Source organism: Sphingomonas sp. HITSZ_GF, assembly GCF_029543155.1.
Lineage (GTDB): Bacteria > Pseudomonadota > Alphaproteobacteria > Sphingomonadales > Sphingomonadaceae > Sphingomonas.
In genome coordinates, this window is the sequence record NZ_JARQXA010000001.1 from 1,032,628 (window position 1) to 1,053,575 (window position 20,948).

Below are 20,948 nucleotides of genomic sequence, written 5' to 3' on the forward strand. Positions count from 1 at the left end.
GGGTGAAGTGTGGAATCATGCGCTGGTCATGGGCCGCACGAGCAGCAGGGCGACAGCACCGACGAGCGAGCCGCAGGCCATGATGAGCGCCACGGTCGCGAGGTCCATGCCACCCGCGAAGAGCAACCCGGCTATCACTGGCCCAAGCGCAGCACCGCCCCGCCCGATACCGATGACGAGCCCCGTCCCGCCCGCCCGCAACCTGGTCGGGAATGCCTGGGCGAAGACGGCGTAGAGGCCGGCGGTCGCGCCATTCAGGAAGAAGCCGGCGATACCCGCGACAAGCGACAGCGCTGCGAGGGTGTGCAGTTCCTGGCCGAAGCCGACGACCGCGACGGCGCCGCCGACCATTGCGGCCATGACCAGCCCGCGAACCGGGAAACGCTGGCTGAGCAGGCTGACGACAAGCGCTCCGGTCGCACCGCCCAGATTTGCCCAGACCAGCACCTGACCAGCCATCGCCGGCGCTATGCCGAGATCGGCGACGATCTTCGGAATCCACTTCATCAGGAAGTAGAAGGTCATGATGTGTGCGAAGTAGCTGAGCATCAGCAACAGCGTGATGCGCGCCATGCCCGGTGCGAAAGCATCCGCCAGCCGGGTCTTGGCGGCGACCGGATCGAGCGGAGGAAGCGCGGAAAGGGCGGCGCGCCCCTGGCGCGCAAGCGTATGGTTGACCCGCGCCAACGCCCCGGCGGGCTGTTTCAGGCAGAGAAAGGCGATGGTCTCGGGCACGAGCCAAAGGACCAGCGGAATGAAGGCGGCGGTGACGATCGCGCCAAGCGCGAAGATCGATTGCCACTGGCCCGTTGCGCCGAGGATCACGGAGGCGATGCTGCCTCCAACGACCGCGCCCATCGGATAGCCGCCGGCCATGATCGCGACCGCCAGGTTACGCCGGCGCGCATTGGCGCATTCCGCGACGATCGCATTGGTCGCGGCCAGCATGCCGCCGATCCCAAGCCCGGTGAACAGGCGTACGGCCGAAAGCGCGAAGACATTCGTCGACAGGGCGGCGAGCCCCATGCCGGTCGCCATGATCACCAGACAGGCCAGGATCATCGGTCGCCGGCCGAGCCGATCCGCGAGCGCGCCTAGCGCAAAGGCGCCGATCGCCATTCCGATCAGCTCCATCGACAGCACCACGCCAAGGGCTGCGCGGTCGACATGCCAATCGGACGCGATGCCGGGCGATGCGAAGGAGATCGACAGGACGTCGAAGCCGTCCAGCGCATTGAGCGCAGTCGCAATCGCGATCGCCAGCACCTGGCGCGGATGCATGGGCTCGCGCGCGATAAGCTCGCGGGGATCCTCGCTCATGCGCCCTCTCCCTCTTTGAGGCTCTTTCCGACCGAGTAGAGCGCGCCGGGCGCATTTCGGCTGGCCTGGAATTGCGCGAGCGTCTCGCCGCGCATGCCCGCGTAAACAACGGCGTTGGGTAGGCCGAGCACGGCGGCGAGCTTCTCGAGCCCGAAGAAGATCGCCCCGCGCTCGATGAGTCGGGTCCAGTCTCGCGAGTGGATCAGGTTCTGCTCCTCGGCGCTCAGTCCCGATGCCGCCAGCATGCCTTCCTCGTCGGCGAGGAAGGCGGCGCGGTGCGCGGGCTCGACCATCTGCTGGAGGAAGCGGTTCAGGTCGTAGTTCTGCACGCTCACGTCGAGCGTGAACGGCTGGCTGTGTGGCAGCGCCAGCATGGCAGGATCGAGATCCGTCGCCAGCGGCTGTGGCTCAGGATTTTCGAGCAGCAACGTCGCAATACCGGTCATCGAAGGCAGGTAGTAGTTGCGCGAGAGCAGCTTGGGAGCGGCGGCGAGCGCGCCGCGCATCACCAGCCACATCACCACTTCCGAGCTTTCCCAACCACCGCGCATCGCCAGCTCGGCCTGGCTCATGCCGGCAAGCACCTCGGGATCCTCGACGATCAGGTCGAGGAACTGCCGGTCCCATTCGGGATCGTTGAAGCCGGCGCGCTTGCCGTGGACCTGGTGGGAAAGGCCGCCGGTCGCGACGATCGCGACCGACAGGTCCTCGGGATAGCTCTCGATCGCGCGGCGCAGCGCCCGGCCCAGCTTCCAGCAGCGCCGGGCGCTCGGTACCGGGTTCTGTAGCACACCGACCGCCAGCGGAATCATCTGCACGGGCCAGCCCTGACGGTGATCGTAGAGCAGGCTCAGCGGCGAGAAGGCACCATGATCCAGCGGCCGGCGCTGGAAGAACGAAAGGTCGAATTCGGCGGCGACCAGCTGTTCGCCGATATGGCGGGCCAGACCGGGATGTCCGGGTACCGGCAGGATGTCGCGCGGCCCTCCCCCTTCGTCGGCGCAGTGGTGCATCGGGCCCACGCCCAGCGCAAATGCCGAGTAGTGATCGAAGAAGAAGGAGGTGACGTGATCGTTATAGATCACGAAGACCACATCTGGCTTCTTCTCCGCCAGCCAGGCTTTCAAGGGCTCATAGGCGGCGAAGATCGGTGCCCAGGCCGGGTCCTGCTGCTTGCCCGCGTCGAGGGCGAAGCCGATGGTCGGGGTATGCGACGTGCCGATGCCGCCGATGATGCGCGCCATTATCGTTTCCGGTTATCGTGCAGGGGCCGGCGCTGCCGCGAAGGCGCGCTCGAGAAAATCGATGACGATTGCGAGATTGGCAGGCGCGTCGAAGGCAGGATCGATATGCTTGGCGCCTGGCAGCAGGTCGATGCGCACCGGCGCGCCCGCCTTTTTCAAGGCGTCGGCCAACACGATGCTCTGCTGATGCGGCACCATGCAATCCGCCGTGCCCGCCTGGACCAGCACGGGCGGGGATGTCGGCCCAACATAGGTGAGCGGGCTCGCCTGGCGCGCCAGATCGCGATGCTGCTGGACAGGTCCGCCCAGCCATTTTGACTCGGGGCTGTCCGCCGCATCGTGGCCCGCCGAGCTGGCACCGCAGGCCGACGCCTTGAGCTGGGCGTCCATCGTGTCGAACTGCGTGGGCGGATACATCGCGACGATTGCCGAGACCGGCGCTGGCGCGCCGGTACCGATCGGCGCGCGCCCGGCGGCGAGCCCGGTGAGCAGCACCAGATTGGCACCGGCGGACTTGCCCCACAGCGCAATGCGGCCCGGGTCGAGATCGAGCGAAGGCGCACGCCGGCGGAGGTCGAGCAACGCAGCAGTCACGTCGTTGGCGGCCGCGGGGAAGCGTGCCTCGCCGCTCATGCGGTAATTGACGCTGGCAACTGCGATGCCGTGTGACAGAAGCGCTGTGATATCCTGCTTCAATCCATCATGCCCGCGCTTGTCGCCAAAGGCGAAGGCGCCGCCATGCACCGTCAGGACAACCGGGAACGGCCCCTTGCCCGCGGGCTTCCACAGGTCGAAGCGCTGCGCCGGATTGGCACCATAGGCGATGTCCGCCACCGTCGGAGCAGGCGGCGCCGAGGCAAGATAGGTCCAGCCGCCATAAGCCGCCGCGCCCGCGACAAGGACCGCGGCGCCGATCAACAGCCGCTTGATACTGCGCTTCATGCAAATACTCCTGGCGCGGATGGGCGCGACGGGGGCTCGCCAAACGCGAGCCCCCACCCCCCCTTACCCCAGCTTGAACCCCAAACGGACCCCCGCTAAAAGCGGCTCGGAGATGCCCCAGGTAGCACCCGCGGGCGCAGTCGAGGTTACGTTGCCAGGGGCGGCGACCGCCTGATAGTCGTTCTCGATATTCTGGACGAACGCCTGCAGGTACCAGCTGTCCTTCGGCGCCGCCAAGGTGAGGCTCGCGTCGCTTCGCGTGAACGAGCCCTGGCGATAACGGAACGGCGTCACGAAGTCGGTAAGCGTGTAGGAGCTGCTGTACTTGGTGAAGCCACGGAAGCGCAGGGCATAGCCGCTGCCCAGGTCGAAGGACTGGTTGAGCGTTGCGGTCGCGACAAAGGCGGGAGTCTTGTCGATCGACTTGCCCGAATAGTCCACATTCTGGGTCAGGCCGGCCATGAAGCGCTTGAACTTTGAGTGCTCGAAGTTCGCGCTGAGGCTGATCGAGGTGCTGCGGCCGGGAGTGAAAGTTACCTCATTCTCCCAGCCATAAATCTCCGCAGGGACGTCGCGGGTGTAGATGACGAAATTGCCGTTGATGTTGAGCAAGCTGCTGATCTGAAGCTTCGAATAGTCGTAATAGAAGGCCGCCGAGGTGAGCTGCAGCCACGGTGCAGGCCGCCCCTTATACCCCGCCTCATAGGCAGTCAGCTGCTCCGGGGTGTATTCGCCCACCGTGCCGGTCGCGGCGTCGAAATCGTTAAAGCCGCCCGCCTTGTAGCCGGTCGCGATAGAAGCATAGAGTAGGTTGCTGTTGTCGATCTGATAGTTGAGACCCGCGCGCCACGTGACCTTGCTGGCCTTCTGGAGGGCGTTGTTCGGCGTGCCGATGCAATCCTGTGGCACCTGACAAGGCGTACCCTGCGGGTTCGGCCAAATGCTGAAGGGCGTCGGACCGGCGCCAGCGGCGAAGGTGCCGTTGCGGCCAACCTGGTCGTTTGAGTAGCGCAGGCCGCCGACAATGCCGAGCGCATCGGTCAGGTGCACCGTCGCCTGGCCGAACACGCCCCAGGACTTGTGCCGCGTGGTGTTGACGGCATTGACCGCATTGCGACTTCCAGCTGCGGTCGGGTTCGAGACCGGGGCGGACCAGTTATGATCGCTCTCGTTGATTGTCTCGATGTAATAGTTGGCACCGACGACATAGTCGATGAAGCCCGGATTGGAATTCGAAGCCCGAAACTCGTGCTGGTCGCTCTTCACCTTCCCCCGATAGAACGACCAGTTATAGGTTGGCACCACCGGCGGTGGTCCCTGGTAATTCGCCACGGGATTGTTGGTCGACGAGTTAAGGTCGCCCGAACGGAAATACTGGTGCCCGCCGACATAGGTGAGCGTCGCGGGACCCAGATCCCAGTTCACTTCGCCGTTGATGTTGGTGAAATCCTCGTCGGTCTTGGCGCCGAAGGGATTGCCCAGGACCGGACGCAGGTCAGCGAAGGACGCGCCGGCCGTGACGAGGTCATAGCGCGCCGCGGCCGTGCGCGTTCCGCCGATATGGCCGGTTGTCACGGTGATCCGGGCGGTGAGCTCGGAAAGCGGCGTGAACAGCGCGGAGAAGCGCCCGGTGACATTGTCGGTGGTGCCACGCGCCGCCGAACCGTCGGCGGGAAGATAATAGCCGTCCTGGTGATTGTAGCTGCCGGCCGCGCGAACCGCGAGCCAGCTCGCCACCGGGACGTTGATCGCACCCTCGACGCGCTCGGTGTCGAGGTTGCCATATTCGACCTTGCCATAGGCTTCGAAGTGATCGACCGGCGCATGAGTGATGATGTTCAGCGCGCCGCCCGTGGCGCTACGGCCATAGAGCGTGCCCTGGGGGCCGCGCAGCACCTCGACCCGCTCGACGTCGAAGAAGGACTGGCCGAGCTGCGCGGGGCGCCCGATATAGACGCCGTCGATCGTCGTCGCGACGCCCTGCTCGCCCTTGCTGGTATTGTCCGTAGTCGTGACGCCGCGGATATTGACGCTGAGCCCGAAGGGACTGCGGTCGATATTGAGGCCGGGCACCACATTCTGCAGATCACGGACATCCTGCACGCCCATCGTCTTCAAGGCGTCACCCTGCAGCACGTTGATCGCGGCCGGAACCTTGAGCACCGATTCGCTGCGCTTGAGCGCCGTCACCACGATCTCGGCCTGGTCCGCGGGCGCTGCAGTCGTATCGCCCTCTCCGGCCGGCGGTTGTTGCTGCGCAGTAGTGGCCGTATCCTGCGCCCAGGCGGGCGCGGCGCCGGCCGCGAGCAGCGCGATCGCCGAGATGGCGCAGGCAGCACTCGCGGCGCCACGCGGTCCGCCCTGACGAGCGCTCAGAATCGTCGAATTCGAAACTTGCTGAAGGAACAGCATAGAACCCCTCCCATCCTCTCGATGTGCCCCTTTTTCGGAGCCTCGGGCATTCCATAACCGCTGTTGGCACGCTGCTCCCCCTGCCCGTAAGGACAGGTGGGTCAGGGCGTCGCCGCGCTTGCTGCCGCGCATCCGGGCTGCGAGAGTCGGCATTGTTGCAATGTCAGTGGTGAGCCCATGCGCGTCTTCTTGGTCGATGATCATCCGCTGTTCCGCCAGGCACTGGCGGAGACGGTGCATGGCATCGAAGGTGCAATCGAAGTCGCCGAGTTCGAGACGCTGGCGGCAGTTCGATCCGCGCTCGCCGAGGACGCCGAGGTTGCGCTGATCATGCTCGATCTCAAGCTGCCCGACAGCAACGGCGTGACCGGCCTTTTGTCGCTGAAGGCACTGTTTCCACAGGTGCCGATCGCAATCGTGTCAGCCGCGGATGATCCCGAAACCATCAAGACCGCGATTGCCTGCGGTGCCGCCGGCTTCGTACCGAAATCAGCCGATGTCGAGGAGCTGAGCGCGGCGGTGGAGACCCTTCTCAAGGGCGAGCAATGGTTCACCAAGGGGACGCCGCTTGCAGCAGGCACCGCGTTGACCCCGGCCCAGGCCAAGGTCCTGGACGCTGTACGTCGCGGGCTGATGAACAAGCAGATCGCCTATGAGCTCGGGATCAGCGAACGGACAGTCAAATTCCACCTACACACCGTGTTTCGCAAGCTCGGCGCGCAGACCAGGGCTCAGCTGGTGGCGCTGGCCGTCGAGGGTGCGTCATCGCCCTGAGCCTTTACGGCGGCTTCGATCAGCACGGCCTGAAGCACCAGCGGCGCGATCGGCTTGTTGAGCACCACGATACCGTTCAGCTCGGCCGGCGCACTGCTCCAGCCAGGATCCGGGGTGGCCGTCAGCAACAGACGCAGCCCAGCACGCCCGGCCAGTCGCCGCAGCAGCGCCAGACCATCCTCGCCGCCCAGATGATAATCGGCAATCGCGACATCCCATCTCCCTTGCGCACTGACCGCGTCCGCTGTCGCGGCGCCGGTAACCCGCCCGCCCCAGCGCTCGATCAGCGCGGTGGTGCTGAGCAGCACGTCGGGGTCGTCGTCAACGCACAGCACACGCAGGCCACCGAGCTGGGGCGGGACATCCTCGAGAACGGGGCGCGACGCGAGCGCCGCGGTGGACGGCACCAAGATCGCGAACGTGCTGCCGCGGCCCGGTTGCGAGCGGACAGCCAATGTGTGGCCAAGCACCTGGGAGACGCGTGCGACGATGGCGAGACCTAGCCCTGCCCCCTCTGACAGCGCCTTTCCCTCATCGAGGCGGCTATATTCGGCGAATGCTACCGGGAGCGCCTCGGGGGCAATGCCGACGCCGCTGTCTCGTACTTCGAATCGGATGTCCGAGCCTGCCGGACGACAGGCAAGTACTACACGCCCGCTTGGCGTGTAGCGGATCGCATTGACCAGCAGGTTCTGCAGCATCGAGCGCAGCAGATCCGGATCGGAACGCCCCCACCGATGGGTCGGCATCACGACCAGTTCAATGCCCCGCGCCCGCGCCTGGCCCTCGAACTCTTCATGGAGCGCCATGAGCAGTTCGCCGGCATCCACCGGTTCAAGCTTGGGCTTAAGCGCGCCGATCTCGAGCTGAGAGAGATGCAGCAAAGCGCGCAGCAACCGATGCGCACCCTCCACCGCCTGATCCGCGCGCTGGACGAGCGACGCGACCTGCGGGTCGCCGCGGACACCCGCAAGTGCATTGCCGAGGAAGAGCCGTGCGGCATGCAGCGGCTGGACAAGGTCATGGCTGGCGGCGGCGACGAAGCGCTGCTGCGCGCCCGTGGCACGCTCGGCCACCTGTTTGGCGGATGCCAGCGCGGCATTCACATCGACAAGTTCGGCGGTGCGGGCCTGGACGCGCTGCTCCAATTCCTCGTTGCTAGCGGCCAACACCCGCTCGGCCTGCTTCAACCCAGTAATGTCGGTGAACGTGGTGAGATACCGCCCCGCGCCCAGCGGCGTGCCGATGATGCGCAGCGTCCGGTCCTGCTCGAGCGCCACTTCTTCCTCGAACCGCTCTCGCCCTTCTACCGCCGCAAGGCGTCGTTCGGCATAGTGGCGGATGGCGCCTGTATCGACACGGTCCGCGACAATAGCGAACAGCTCCCGCAGCGGCTTGCCGACATGAACCGCCTCACGCGGAAGGCGCATGAGCTCGAGGTAGCGCGCATTCCAGGCAACGAGCCGCATCTCCGCATCGACGACATAGACGCCCTGGTCGAGGCTCTCTAATGTGGTTTGCAGCAGTTCGCGGCCGAACTGCACCGCGTGCGCCGCCTCGTCGAGGATGCGGCTCACCTCGGCAGCATCCTGGTTGCCGGCGGCTAGCGCAATCGCAACGACATTCCGCGCCGAGGGCGCGCCGATGACGCCGGCGAGCATGCGCTCGGCAGCCCGTGCCAGCGCCGGACTGACCGGACTTGCATCGGCGAACTCCGCGTCGGGCACTTCGAGGCGAAGGTCGCGAAGCGCCCGTCCGGCCTGTTCCTCGCCCAGGAACTGGGTAAGCAGCCCGCGCAGATCGGCGACCGTCGCGCCAAGACCATGCGGGTCGCTCTGTCCTGCTCCCGGGGCCCGCGCGACGAACGTCGTCGCCTGGATCGTGTCGATGAGCCGAGGTGCAGTCCGCAACGAGACCAGGATGTAGCAAGCCAGATTGAGCGCGAGGCTCGCCACGATCGCGAGGCTCGCGGCGTTGCCGGGATATTGCGGGATGCCATCCACCGCGGGCACCGGCGCCGCATGCGCGCCAAAGGCGGGTGCCGCGATCGCGACCGCCCAGACCAGCATGCCCGCGAGGATGCCGGCAATGGCACCGCGGGCATGCCCCTGGCGCCAATAGAGCCCGCCGAGCAGCGCCGGAAGCAGCTGCGCAGACGCGGCGAGCGCGGTGATGCCGAGCTGGGTTGGGCCCAGCGCGTCGCGCAAACCGACATAATAGAGCCAGGCGAGCAACCCGATCGCCACGGTGGTGAGGCGCCGGACCCGGAGGATCGACCGCCCGACCCGTGCGCTTGCGCCCGCGCGCGCCTGGGCGGATGCCATCAACGGCAGCACGATCGCATTCGAGACCATCGCCGCGACCGCCGTCGTCTCGACAACAACCATGGCCGCGCCGGCGGAGAGGCCGCCCAGGATCGCGATGACTGCAATCGCTTGCGACTGGTGCGCGATGGGCAGGGCCAGAACCAGCATGTCGGGATCCACCCCCGCGACGTTGAAGCCGCCGCGCAACGCAAGCGAGATCGCAAGCACGGCGAGCGCCCAGAGCGAAAAATATGCTGGCACCAGCCAGCTCGCGACGCGGACATCCTTCTCCCGCTCGAGCGTAACGAAGGCGAGATGAAACTGACGGGGCAAGGTGAGGGTCGTGAACACGCAGAGGAGCGTGGCGGTCACGAAGGGGAAGTTCATTTGCGGCAGCAGCGGCGGGATCGTTGCCACCCCGCGCGCGATCCCGCCGGGGTTCCCTGAAAGCAACCACAATCCGAGGCCGGCGACACAGGCTAGGCCGGCCAGCTTCACGCAGGATTCGAAGGCAACCATCGCGACAAGACCGCGGTTCTGCTGGGTAAGGCTGGGCCGCTGGACGCCGAACACCACGGCGAAGGTCATGAGTAAGGCGACGAGCACGAGCACCTGCCACGCTGCGGGCTGGCCACTGCCCGTCGCGAAATTCCAAGCCCGTGCGAGTGCGATCAGCTGAAGCGCGATATAGGGCAGCGCGCCGATCGTAGCGACCAAGGCGACAAGCACGCCCAATGCACTGCTCTTGCCGTAGCGGGCGGCAAGAAAATCTGCGAGCGATCCGACATTCTCCCGCTTCGACAACGCGGCGATGCGCCGCCAGATCGGGAATCCCAGCGTGATCGATAGGATCGGCCCCAGCACATTGGCGAGGTACATCCAGATGCCGGCGCCCGCGTCGCCGACTGCGCCGAAATAGGTCCATGAGGAACACAGCGTCGCGAGCGACAGGCCGTAGAACAGTCCGCTGGTCCAGGGCCGCCATCCGCGCCCGCGGCGCTCCGCCAGCCATCCGATGGCGACGAGCAGGCCGAGATAGGCGCAGATCGAACCGATGATGAGGGGCAGGCTCAGCACGGCGACATGCTAACCTGACCTCCCGAGGTCGCCAATCCGGCCAAAGGGTCAGTCACCCGCACCTTCGTACCATGGTCGATTCGCCTGCCCTTCCCGCACGGTCTCTTCGGCCCAATAGAGCCGCATCGGATTGCTGACGAGCAGCCTGCGCTGCTGCTCCGGGGTGACGGCGATCTGCGGGATGACGTCGACGATCCCGCCATCGTCGGGAAGAACCTTCTCCATGTTCGGATGCGGCCAGTCGCTGCCCCACAGCACCCGCTCCGGATAATCCTCGATCAACGGGCGGACCGCGCGGACGAAAGCGCCATAGGGCGGACCGGCCGGATCGAGACGATCGGGGCAGGTCGTTTTCACCCATATGTCGGGCCGGCTATCGAGATAGGTGCGGAAGGCGCGCATGTCCGGTCCGCCGGGACCTTGACTGATATCGGGTCGCCCCATGTGATCGACCACCACAGGCACCGGGATCGCATCAAGGAAAGGCCGGAGTTCCTCGAGAATGTCCGCCTCGAAATAGACCACGACATGCCAGCCGGCAGGAAGCCGGCGGGCAACCTCTAGGAACATGTCCTTGGGCGCGTCGTCGACCAGACGCTTGAGGAAGTTGAAGCGGACCCCGCGGATGCCGCCTGCGTGGAGGGCCCCGAGTTCTTCCTCGCCAATCGCTGGATCGACCACCGCGACGCCGCGTGCCCTGCCCCCGGACTTGGCGATTGCATCAAGCGTCGCGCGATTATCGGTGCCGTGGCAACTCGCCTGCACGATGACATTACGCGCGAAGCCGAGATGTTCGCGCAGCGCAAACAGCGCCTCGGGCCCGGCATCCTGGGGCAGGTATTTGGCCTTGGCACTGAACGGGAAGTCCGCCTGCGGGCCAAAGACATGGCAATGCGCATCGACCGCGCCCGGCGGCAGCACGAAGCTGGGCTTGGAAGGCGTGAGGGTCCAGCTGCGGATGCGGGCCCCTGCGCCGGCGCTCATGCGAAAACCATTCCATCCATCAACTTGCGCGCGGTGCGCAACATCCCGGCTTCGACCGGCGCACCTGACCCGTCGACCGTGACCACGCATTCGGTGACGCCGGTGGGATGCTCGACACCAAGCGTCTTGCTGGTGCCCTCGGGCACCACCGCCAGCGCGGCGGCGGGCGAGCCCTCGATCAGGCAGGCGGTGGCGACGCTCACCGCTCCGAGCACGCCGATCGAGGCATGGACGCGGTGCGGGATCAGCGAGCGGACCGCGATCGCGCCGCCTTCGCGCGGCGCTGCAACCAGCATCATCTTGGGGACAGACTTCTCCTTCACGTCCCCGAGATTCATCAGCGGGCCCGCCTTGAGGCGGATCGCCTCGACCTTCGCCTTCATCGCGGCATCGGCATCGAGCGTGTCGCGGTCCTCATAGCCGGTGATCCCCATGTCCGATGCGGCAATCACGACGCAGGGCATGCCATTGTCGATCAGCGTGACCTTGATCCCGTCGATCTCGTCCACCCCGTTGCCGGTGGGCAGCAGCGCGCCGCAGGAAGAGCCGGCGGTATCGCGAAAGGCCAGCGGGATCGGCGCTGCGGTGCCGGGCACGCCGCTGATCGCGGCATCTCCCTTGTAGGTGACCGCGCCGCCGGGGGTCTGGACGGTGGCGACAGCGACCTGGCCGGTATTCTCCATGAAGATCGCCACCCGGGTTTCCTCGCCCTTGGCCGAAATCAGCCCGCGCTCGATCGCGAAGGGGCCGACGCCGGCGAGCATGTTGCCGCAATTCTGGCTGTCGGTGACGATGGGCTGGTCGACGAAGACCTGGAGGAAGAGATAGTCGATATCGACGCCCTCGCGCGCCGACTTCGACACGACCGCCACCTTGGAGGTGAGCGGATCGGCGCCGCCCATGCCGTCGATCTGGCGCGGATCGGGCGAGCCCATCACGCGCAATAGAAAGGCATCGCGCCGGGCAACGTCCTGCGGCAGGTCCGCGGCGAGGAAGAAGGCCCCTTTGGAGGTGCCGCCGCGCATCCACATGCAGTGCGCACTGGCATCAGACATATTTGAGCCCCATCGCCTCGAGCTTGCCGCGCATGTCATAGATGTCGAGGCCGAGCTCACCCGCCGCCAGCCGCTTGCGCTTACCTTCCTCGGCCGCTTCGCGCGCCTGGGCCTTTTCGAGCACTGCCGCGGCGTCGGCGCGCTTGACCACGCAGACGCCGTCATCGTCGGCGACGATCACATCGCCCGCCTCGATCGCGGCGCCGGCGCAGACAATCGGCACATTGACCGAACCGAGCGTCGCCTTGACCGTCCCTTGTGCGAACACCGCGCGCGACCAGACAGGAAAGGCCATCGCGGTAAGATCGCGCACGTCCCGCACGCCGGCGTCGATCACCAGTCCCTGGCAACCCCGCGCCATCGCCGACGTGGCGAGCAGGTCTCCGAAATAACCGTCGAGGCAGGGCGAAGTCGGTGCGAGGACGAGGATGTCGCCCTCCTTCAGCTGCTCGATCGCCACATGCACCATCCAGTTGTCGCCGGGCGGTGCCGAGATCGTCACCGCCGAGCCGGCGATGCGCGCGCCGGGATAGATGGGGCGCATATGAGGTGCGAGCAGGCCGATGCGCCCCTGCGCCTCGTGCACCGTGGCGACGCCGGCATGCGCCAGCCCCGCGATCACCGCCGGATCGGCGCGCTCGATATTCTGGACGACTTTCCCGGCCATGCCGCTCTCCTGAATTGCTTCATGCTCGTCGCTAGGCAAGCCGCGGTGCCGCCAACAATTCACATTGCAGGCCAGCGATAAGTTTTTGCTATTGGTGCACCATGGAACTCGAGCCGTTCGATCTCAATTTGCGCCACCTGCGCGCGCTCTCGGCGATAATGGCGCGCGGCAGCATGAGCGCGGCCGCCGAAGCCGTCGGCCTGTCGCAGCCCGCGCTGACCCAAGGCATCGCCAAGATTGAGACTCGGCTGGGGATAGCGCTGTTCGAGCGCCACGCCGACGGGATGACTGCAACCGCCGAGGGGCAATTACTCGCCGAGCGGAGCGACGCCGCGATCATACATCTCGCTCAGTCAGGGCGCAGCGGCGCGCGCGGCTTTGTCCGGCCCGAGCTGTTGATGACCAGTACCCAGCTGCGCGCCTTCCTGGCATTCGCCGATGCGGGCGGCTTCGCGCGCGCCGCGACCGCGACCGGCCTATCGCAGCCGGCGCTGCACCGCGCGGTGCGCGAGATCGAGCAGATTTGCGGGTACCCGCTGGTCGAAAGACGTGGGCGCGGCGTTGCGCTGACCGCTGCGGGCACCCGGCTCGCGCGCGGCGTGCGGCTCGCGCGGAGCGAACTGGTGGCGGCGCTGGCCGAAGTACTCGGGGAAGAAACGGCGCCGGGCGGCAGTCTGGCGATCGGTGCGATGCCGCTCTCGCGCGCCCTTATCCTGCCCCGCGCCATCGCCCGTTTCACCGCCGAGTATCCGCGCGTGCGAATCGATGTGGTCGAAGGGTCCTGGCGCGAACTGATCGATCCACTGCTCGACGGCGTCCTCGACCTCACCGTGGGCGCGCTGCGCGACGAGCCGCCGCGCGGTGTGGCGCAACTGCCGCTGCTGGTCGACCGGCTGGTGGTGATCGGCCGCGCCGGCCACCCGCTCGCAGCCGAAGCGGCGCCGAGTCTCGACCGCCTCGCTGCCTATCCCTGGATCGTCGGCCAGGCGGGCACACCGTTGCGGGGGCAATGGGAGGCATTGTTCACCGGACGCGACCTGCCACCCGCCCCGATCGAGTGCGGATCTGTGATGGTGATCCGCGAGGTGCTGCGCCAGAGCGACTTCCTCACGCTGCTTTCGCCCGACCAGATCGCGATAGAATCGGGCAACGGCATATTGGCGACGATCGGCCCGCCGCTGCCGCAGAGCAGCCGGACGATCGGGGTCAGCACTCGCGAAGGCTGGCGGCCGACCCGAGCGCAGGCGCGGTTCCTCGAATTGCTGCGCACCGCATCGGGAATTCCGGAAAACCAATAGCACTCCGCCAAAACCGATTGGCCGCGCGCCGGGCGGGAGTGCCAGTCGGTCGGCATGGAGAGAAGCATAGCCTATATCGGCTTCGGCGAGGCGGGCCGCGCCTTCGCCACGGGCCATGCGCCTGAGCTGCGCCTCTCCGCTTTCGATCTCAAGCGCGCCGCGATGCGCGACGCCTTTGCCGAAGCCCAGGTGGAAGACGCCGCGAGCGCCGAACAGGCACTGACCGGCGCCGAAGCCGTTCTCTCGCTCGTCACCGCCGACGAAGCGCTGCTCGCCGCCAATGACTATGCGCCATATCTCGCCCCGGGCGCGCTCTGGATCGACATGAACAGCATCGCCCCCGACACCAAGCGCGCCGCCGCCCATGCGATCGAAGCCTCGGGCGGACGCTATGTCGATGTCGCGGTGATGGCGCCGGTCCATCCTGCCGGCCGGGCGGTACCGCTGCTGGTGAGTGGGCCGCATGCCGAGGCGGGCGCCGAGCTGCTCGAGGCGATGGGCTTCACCCATGTCCGCGTGATCGCCGGCGATATCGGCGCGGCATCCTCGGTGAAGATGATCCGATCGGTGATCGTGAAAGGGATCGAGGCGCTTACCGCCGAATGCATGCTCGCCGCCGAGGCCGCGGGCGTGCGCGGCGAAGTGCTCGCCTCGCTCGATGCCAGCGACAAGCCAAAGCCCTGGGCCGAGCGCGCCGATTACAATCTCGACCGCATGCTCGTCCACGGCACCCGCCGCGCCGCCGAGATGGCGGAAGTGGTCAAGACGCTAGAGGCGCTCGGCATCGACGCGGCGATGACCCACGGCACCGTCCAGCGCCAGCGCGAAGCCGGCGCGATCGGCCAGGGCGCCCCGCACGGCCTCGACGCCAAGCTCCAACTGCTCCTCGATCGAAAGGCGAAGGCCGCGTGACCCTGATCATCGATTGCCACGGCCATTACACCACCGCGCCGGCCGCGCATAACGACTGGCGCGAGCTGCAAAAGGCCGCGTTCAAGGCCGGCGAGGCCGCGCCCGCCTATCCGGCGATCTCGGACGACGAGATTCGCGAAACGCTGGAGAAGAACCAGATCCGCCTGATCAAGGAACGCGGCGCGGACATGACGATCTTCAGCCCCCGCGCCTCGGCGATGGCGCCGCATGTCGGCGACGAGGGCGTCGCCAAGGGCTGGGCGCGGGCGAACAACGACCTGATCGCGCGCTGCGTCGATCTCTATCCCGAGATCTTCGCCGGCGTCTGCATGCTGCCGCAGAATCCGCAGGCCGGGCTGGGCGGCTCGATCGAGGAGCTCGAGCGCTGCGTCACCGAACTCGGCTTTATCGGCTGCAACCTCAATCCCGATCCGGGCGGCGGCCATTTCACTGCACCACCGCTGACCGACCGCTTCTGGTATCCCTTCTACGAGAAGATGGTCGAGCTCGACGTGCCGGCGATGATCCATGTCTCGGGCAGCTGCAATCCGGGGCTCCACGCGACCGGTGCCTATTATATCGCGGCGGACACGATCGCCTTCATGCAGCTGATCGAAGGCGATCTGTTCAAGGACTTTCCCACGCTGCGCTTCATCATCCCGCATGGCGGCGGCGCGGTGCCCTATCATTGGGGGCGCTATCGCGGGCTGGCGGACATGCTCAAGCAGCCAAGCCTTGACGGGCATCTGATGCACAATGTGTTCTTCGATACCTGCGTCTATCACCAGCCGGGGATCAACCTGCTCGCCGAGGTGATCGACACCAAGAACATCCTGTTCGGCAGCGAGATGGTGGGTGCGGTGCGCGGGATCGATCCGCAGACCGGGCAGTATTTCGACGACACCAAGCGCTATGTCGACGCGCTGCCGATCAGCGACGACCAGCGCCATGCGATCTTCGAGGGCAATGCCCGGCGCGTGTTCCCGCGGCTCGACGCCAGGCTGAAGGCACGCGGGCTGTGACAGGCCCGAGGGACATCCATGTCTATCTCGCCGAATTCGAGGACATCCCCGGCACCCGCGTGTTCACCGCGGCACGGGCGCGCCAAGGCTATCATCTCAACCAGTTCGCGATGAGCCTGATGAAGCCCGAGAACCGCGAGCGCTGGAAGGCCGACGAAGCCGCCTATCTTGAGGGTTGGAAGCTCACGCTCGAGCAGAAGCAGGCGGTGCTCGACCGCGATTACAACCGCCTACTCGATCTCGGCGGCAACATCTATTTCATGGCCAAGGTCTTCTCGACCGATGGCCAGAGCTTCCTCCAGGCGGTCTCGACGATGAGCGGCATGAGCCTGGAGGACTATTCCGCGATGATGCTCGCCGGCGGCCGCTCGCCCGAGGGGCTGCGCTCTTTCAAGGACAAAAGCTGATGGCGCGGATCACCGCGGGGCTGACCACGAGCCATATCCCCGCGCTCGGCGCCGCGATCGACCTCGGCAAGACCGGCGATACCTATTGGGCACCCGCCTTCGCCGGATATGAATGGACGCGCGCCTGGGAAGCCGAGCAGAAGTCCGACGTCGTCATCCTGATCTATAACGACCATGCCTCGGCCTTCGACATGAAGGTGATCCCCACCTTCGCGATCGGCTGCGCCGAGGAATTCCAGCCCGCCGACGAAGGCTGGGGGCCGCGCCCGGTTCCGGCGGTGCAGGGCCATGCCGACCTTGCTTGGCATATCGCCCAGAGCCTGATCCTCGACGAATTCGACATGACCATCATCAACGAGATGGACGTCGATCACGGGCTGACCGTGCCGCTGAGCCTGATGTTCGGCCAGCCCGAGGCATGGCCGGTGAAGGTGATCCCGATTGCGGTGAACGTCGTCACCTATCCGCCGCCCTCGGGCAATCGCTGCTGGGCGCTGGGCGAGGCGATCGCGCGCGCGGTGGCGAGCTTCCCGGAGGATCTTGACGTGCAGGTCTGGGGCACGGGCGGGATGAGCCACCAGCTCCAAGGGCCGCGCGCCGGACTGATCAACGCGGCGTGGGACAATCGCTTCCTGGATCGCCTCGAAGGCGACACCCAGGAGCTGCGCCACATCCCGCACATCGAATATCTGCGCGAGACCGGCTCGGAAGGCATCGAGATGGTGATGTGGCTGGTGATGCGCGGCGCACTCGGCCGCGCCACCCGGACGCTGCATCGGCACTACCACGTCCCCGCTAGCAACACCGCGGTCGGGCACATCGTGCTTGAGCCCGTTTCCTGATCCACGGAGAAGACAGATGAAGATCGCACTCGCCGGCGCGGGCGCTTTTGGCGAAAAGCACCTCGACGGGCTCAAGAACATCGACGGCGTCGAAATCGTCAGCCTCGTCGACCGCCGGCTGGAAGCCACGCGGGCTGTGGCGGACAAATATGGCATCGGCCATGCCACCACTGACCTTGCCGACAGCTTGGCGCGCGACGATGTCGATGCGGTGATCCTGTGCACGCCGACCCAAATGCATGCCGAACAGGCGATCCAGTGCCTCGAGGCCGGCAAGCACGTCCAGGTCGAGATCCCGCTCGCCGACAGCCTGGCCGATGCCGAGGCGGTGCTGGCGAAGCAGCAGGAGACCGGGCTGGTCGCGATGGTCGGCCATACGCGGCGTTTCAACCCGAGCCACCAGTATCTGCACGCAAAGTTCGCGCGCGGCGAGGCGGCGGTCCAGCAGATGGACGTCCAGACCTATTTCTTCCGCCGCCAGAACATGAACGCCAAGGGTGAGGCGCGGTCGTGGACCGATCACCTGCTCTGGCACCACGCCGCGCACACGGTCGATCTGTTCGCCTATCAGGCCGGACCGATCGTCCAGGCCAATGCGATCCAGGGGCCGATCCATCCCGAGCTCGGCATCGCGATGGACATGTCGATCCAGTTGAAGGCCGAGAGCGGGGCGATCTGCACGCTGTCGCTCAGCTTCAACAATGACGGGCCGCTCGGCACCTTCTTTCGCTACATCTGCGACAACGGCACCTGGATCGCGCGCTACGACGATCTGGTGACGGGCAAGGAAGAGCCGGTCGACCTGAGCGGCGTCGCGATCTCGAACAATGGCATCGAGCTGCAGGACCGCGAGTTCATCGCGGCGATCCGCGAAGGGCGCGAGCCCAACAGCTCGGTCGCGCAGGTGCTGCCCTGCTACCGCGTGCTCGACGCGCTCGATGCGCAGCTTGCGGGCAAGTAAAGCGCGACCGGGAGCCTTACATATTCCGCGTATTGCCCGTCAAGAAATGACGGGGCACCGAGCAGCCCGCCCATCACAAATTGGGGTCTCGATCACCTTACAAAATGTCCAAACGATTTTCATTTTTCGCCATCGCCTAAGCATGAACAATACTTCAGGTTGGCTCTGCAGCGGTGGGCGCATGACGCCGAGATAAGGCCGCGCGGGGATAAGGAGAGGGGTGATGCGCATGCGTTCGCGGCGACAATTCTACATGCTTGGATTCCTGGCTTCGACAGCGCTTTCGATGCCGATGGCCTATGCCCAGGAGGCACCTCAAGCGCCTGCGGAAAAGCCCGCCGACGCGGCGCAGGCTGTGAACGGTGACGAGATCATCGTCACCGCCAACAAGCGCGAAGAGCGGCTACAGGATGTGCCTGTCTCGATCAGCGCGATCAGCTCTGACTCGATGGACAAGCTCGCGATCCAGACGCCCAAGGATTTCGGCCAGATCGCGCCGACGCTCAACTTCCAGGCGGCCGACGAGGCGCGCCTGTTCAACTTCTCGATCCGCGGCATCGGCACCGAGAGCTTCTCGGTGGGCGTCGAGCCTTCGGTCGCGACAATCGTCGACGGCGTCGTCTATACCCGCCCGGGCGCGGTGTTCGACGGGCTGGGCGATATCGAGCGCGTCGAAGTGCTCAACGGACCGCAAGGCACGCTCCAAGGCAAGAACGCCTCGGCTGGCGCGGTCAACATTGTCACCAAACGCCCGAACAAGCAGCAGTTCGAGGGCCGGATCGAAGGCACGCTCGCCGAGAACAACGAGTATGGCGGCACCCTGATGCTGACCGGGCCGATCTCGCCGACGCTCGCCTTCCGTGCCTTCGGCTACTATCATCATGAAGACGGCGTGGTGATCAATGTCGCCACCGGTGATCCCGTGAACAATGCCACCAGCTATGGCGGCAAGCTCAAGCTCGAATGGGAGCCGGCGCCGGGCGTGAACCTGCTACTCGCCGGCGACATCAGCCAGCGCGACGCCGATTGCTGCGGCGAACCGATCCGCGTTGCCGCGGCATCGGGCAACGTCACCGCCGCCTTCACCCACACGCCGGTCGGCCCCGACAACCGCTACGTCAATTTCGACACGGTGCAGGAAGGATATCAGAAGAATCGCGGCGCCTCGCTCGAGGCGAATTTCGAGATCGGCACGCACACGCTGACCTCGATCACCGCCTATCGCCAGTTCCGCGACTTCGCGATCCGCGACCGGGACGGTACCAACGCGCCGTTCACCGGCGTGACGCCGCAACAGCTCTACAATGCGACGGTGCCCGGCATTTCCGCCGCCGACGCCACTGCGAGGCTCGATGCACTGCTGCTCAACCCGCTGAGCTTCGCCTGCCAGCGCGGCGTGTGCGGCGAGTCGAACAACCTGGAGATGAACAACACCTTCACGCAGGAGCTGCGCCTCACCTCGCCCACGGGAGGCGTCGTCGATTACATCGTCGGCCTCTATTATTACGACGCCTATACGCGGCGGAACCTGACGATCGGTGGCGTTCGCTCAAACATCGCCGGCAATGTCAGCTTCCCGACGCCGACCACCTACACGATCAATCGCGATACCGCCTATGTGCTCGCCGACATGATCACCCAAGTGAAGAACACCAACAAGGCGGTGTTCGGCAACCTCAACGTCCACCCGGTCAAGGGTCTGACCCTGACGGGTGGCTTCCGCTATCTGCGCGACGAACTCTGGTGGCATCACCAGCGCGTAACTGCGCCGAACGGCGATCATATCGGCAGCGTCGTCAATGTGAACGTCGCGGGCCAGCCCGCGCCGGGTGCCAATACCGGCACGCCGCAGTTCGACGTAATCCGCGATTTCGCCGACGACGAACTGATCGGCAAGCTCGGCATCAAGTACGATTTCACGCCCGATGTGATGGTCTATGCCAGCTGGGCCAAGGGCTATAAGGGACAGGCGGTCGATGCCGACATGTACCTGACCCAAGCAGGCTATGACGCCAGCCCGGTGGCGCCCGAGAAGTCGCGCTCCTGGGAAATCGGTCTCAAGTCGCAATGGTTCGATCGCGCACTGACGGTGAACGTCACCGCCTATGACACCAAGTTCACCGGCTATCAGACTGCCTCGACCGGCACCGACGGATCAGGCGCGCCGGTACTGCGTTCGGCAGGCGAGCTGTTTACCAAGGGCGTCGAAGGCGAGGTAGTGCTGCGCCCCGCGCGCAACCTGCGGCTTTCGGGCAATTTCCTGTTCTCCGACAACAAGTTCGGCGATCTGTTCGTCACGTCGACGCTCAATCTGAAGGGCGGTACCCCGCTCAATGCGCCGGCGACCAAATGGGGCCTGGCCGGGAGCTATGACGTCGATCTCGGCAGCGACTGGGGACTGAACTTCACCAGCAACTATAACTGGACGTCGAAGACGCTGTTCACCAACCTCAACGACGCCACCAACCCCAATTCGGTGTGGCTGCGGCCGAGCTTCGGCGTGGCCAATGCGACGCTGACGCTCACCAGCCCGGAAAGCCGTTACAAGTTCAGCGTCTATGTGAAGAACCTGTTCAACGAGCATTATGTGGCGAGCCTTCGCCGCATCTCGGGATCGGTGGGCGGCGCCGGCGCAGTCGCACAAGCCCTGCCGCGTGACTTCGACCGCTATATCGGCGGCACTGTTTCGATAGGTTTCTGATCTTCCTCACGGGCCGCGGCGATG

General features: G+C 65.9%; 16 protein-coding genes. 8 read left to right on the forward strand and 8 right to left on the reverse strand.

The window, feature by feature from the left end; translation table 11 throughout:
• Positions 1-15 precede the first annotated feature (15 nt).
• The 4 genes from P6144_RS05065 to P6144_RS05080 form a co-directional block, all read right to left on the reverse strand.
• Entirely contained in the window at positions 16-1,320 is a 1,305-nt protein-coding gene (locus P6144_RS05065) for an MFS transporter (RefSeq protein WP_277766614.1), read from the reverse strand.
• Positions 1,317-2,564, reverse strand: a complete 1,248-nt coding sequence (locus P6144_RS05070) for a gallate dioxygenase (RefSeq protein WP_277766615.1) — start codon at positions 2,562-2,564, stop codon at positions 1,317-1,319. The genes P6144_RS05065 and P6144_RS05070 overlap by 4 nt, the downstream gene beginning before the upstream one ends.
• A gap of 12 nt (positions 2,565-2,576) precedes the next feature.
• Positions 2,577-3,506, reverse strand: coding sequence for an alpha/beta hydrolase (locus P6144_RS05075; protein ID WP_277766616.1), 930 nt, complete (start codon positions 3,504-3,506; stop codon positions 2,577-2,579).
• A gap of 63 nt (positions 3,507-3,569) precedes the next feature.
• A complete protein-coding gene (locus tag P6144_RS05080; RefSeq protein WP_277766617.1) occupies positions 3,570-5,918 on the reverse strand; it encodes a TonB-dependent receptor in 2,349 nt (782 codons plus the stop codon).
• A 177-nt stretch (positions 5,919-6,095) separates the two neighbouring features.
• On the opposite strand from P6144_RS05080, the gene P6144_RS05085 reads away from it, so the two are divergent.
• Positions 6,096-6,692 (forward strand): response regulator transcription factor, encoded by a 597-nt coding sequence (locus P6144_RS05085; protein WP_277766618.1) that lies wholly within the window; start codon positions 6,096-6,098, stop codon positions 6,690-6,692.
• On the opposite strand, the gene P6144_RS05090 is transcribed toward P6144_RS05085, so the two are convergent.
• The 4 genes from P6144_RS05090 to ligK are packed head-to-tail and all read right to left on the reverse strand — an operon-like array spanning position 6,650 to position 12,781.
• On the reverse strand, positions 6,650-10,075 hold the full coding sequence (locus tag P6144_RS05090) for a PAS-domain containing protein (protein ID WP_277766619.1): 3,426 nt from the start codon (positions 10,073-10,075) through the stop codon (positions 6,650-6,652). The genes P6144_RS05085 and P6144_RS05090 overlap by 43 nt on opposite strands.
• A 48-nt stretch (positions 10,076-10,123) precedes the next feature.
• On the reverse strand, positions 10,124-11,059 hold the full coding sequence (locus tag P6144_RS05095; protein ID WP_277766620.1) for an amidohydrolase family protein: 936 nt from the start codon (positions 11,057-11,059) through the stop codon (positions 10,124-10,126).
• The gene (locus P6144_RS05100; RefSeq protein WP_277766621.1) at positions 11,056-12,114 is read right to left on the reverse strand and encodes a 4-oxalomesaconate tautomerase; all 1,059 of its coding nucleotides are present in this window, start codon (positions 12,112-12,114) and stop codon (positions 11,056-11,058) included. Before P6144_RS05100 ends, P6144_RS05095 begins: the two co-directional genes overlap by 4 nt.
• Complete coding sequence (gene ligK / locus P6144_RS05105; RefSeq protein ID WP_277766622.1) at positions 12,107-12,781, reverse strand: 4-carboxy-4-hydroxy-2-oxoadipate aldolase/oxaloacetate decarboxylase; 675 nt, start codon at positions 12,779-12,781, stop codon at positions 12,107-12,109. Before ligK ends, P6144_RS05100 begins: the two co-directional genes overlap by 8 nt.
• A 101-nt stretch (positions 12,782-12,882) precedes the next feature.
• Between ligK and P6144_RS05110 the strand changes: the two genes are divergently transcribed.
• From P6144_RS05110 to P6144_RS05140, 7 genes are all read left to right on the forward strand, one after another.
• Positions 12,883-14,079, forward strand: coding sequence for a LysR family transcriptional regulator (locus tag P6144_RS05110; protein ID WP_277766623.1), 1,197 nt, complete (start codon positions 12,883-12,885; stop codon positions 14,077-14,079).
• 54 nt (positions 14,080-14,133) lie between these two features.
• Complete coding sequence (locus P6144_RS05115; RefSeq protein WP_277766624.1) at positions 14,134-14,991, forward strand: NAD(P)-dependent oxidoreductase; 858 nt, start codon at positions 14,134-14,136, stop codon at positions 14,989-14,991.
• The gene (locus P6144_RS05120; protein WP_277766625.1) at positions 14,988-16,013 is read left to right on the forward strand and encodes an amidohydrolase family protein; all 1,026 of its coding nucleotides are present in this window, start codon (positions 14,988-14,990) and stop codon (positions 16,011-16,013) included. The genes P6144_RS05115 and P6144_RS05120 overlap by 4 nt, the downstream gene beginning before the upstream one ends.
• Positions 16,010-16,420: a protocatechuate 4,5-dioxygenase subunit alpha gene (gene ligA / locus P6144_RS05125; RefSeq protein WP_277766626.1), complete on the forward strand. Its 411-nt coding sequence runs from the start codon at positions 16,010-16,012 to the stop codon at positions 16,418-16,420. The genes P6144_RS05120 and ligA overlap by 4 nt, the downstream gene beginning before the upstream one ends.
• Positions 16,420-17,262: a class III extradiol dioxygenase subunit beta gene (locus P6144_RS05130; RefSeq protein ID WP_277766627.1), complete on the forward strand. Its 843-nt coding sequence runs from the start codon at positions 16,420-16,422 to the stop codon at positions 17,260-17,262. Before ligA ends, P6144_RS05130 begins: the two co-directional genes overlap by 1 nt.
• Positions 17,263-17,278: 16 nt before the next feature.
• Complete coding sequence (locus P6144_RS05135) at positions 17,279-18,223, forward strand: Gfo/Idh/MocA family oxidoreductase (protein WP_277766628.1); 945 nt, start codon at positions 17,279-17,281, stop codon at positions 18,221-18,223.
• A gap of 223 nt (positions 18,224-18,446) precedes the next feature.
• Positions 18,447-20,924, forward strand: coding sequence for a TonB-dependent receptor (locus tag P6144_RS05140; RefSeq protein WP_277766629.1), 2,478 nt, complete (start codon positions 18,447-18,449; stop codon positions 20,922-20,924).
• Positions 20,925-20,948 lie beyond the last annotated feature (24 nt).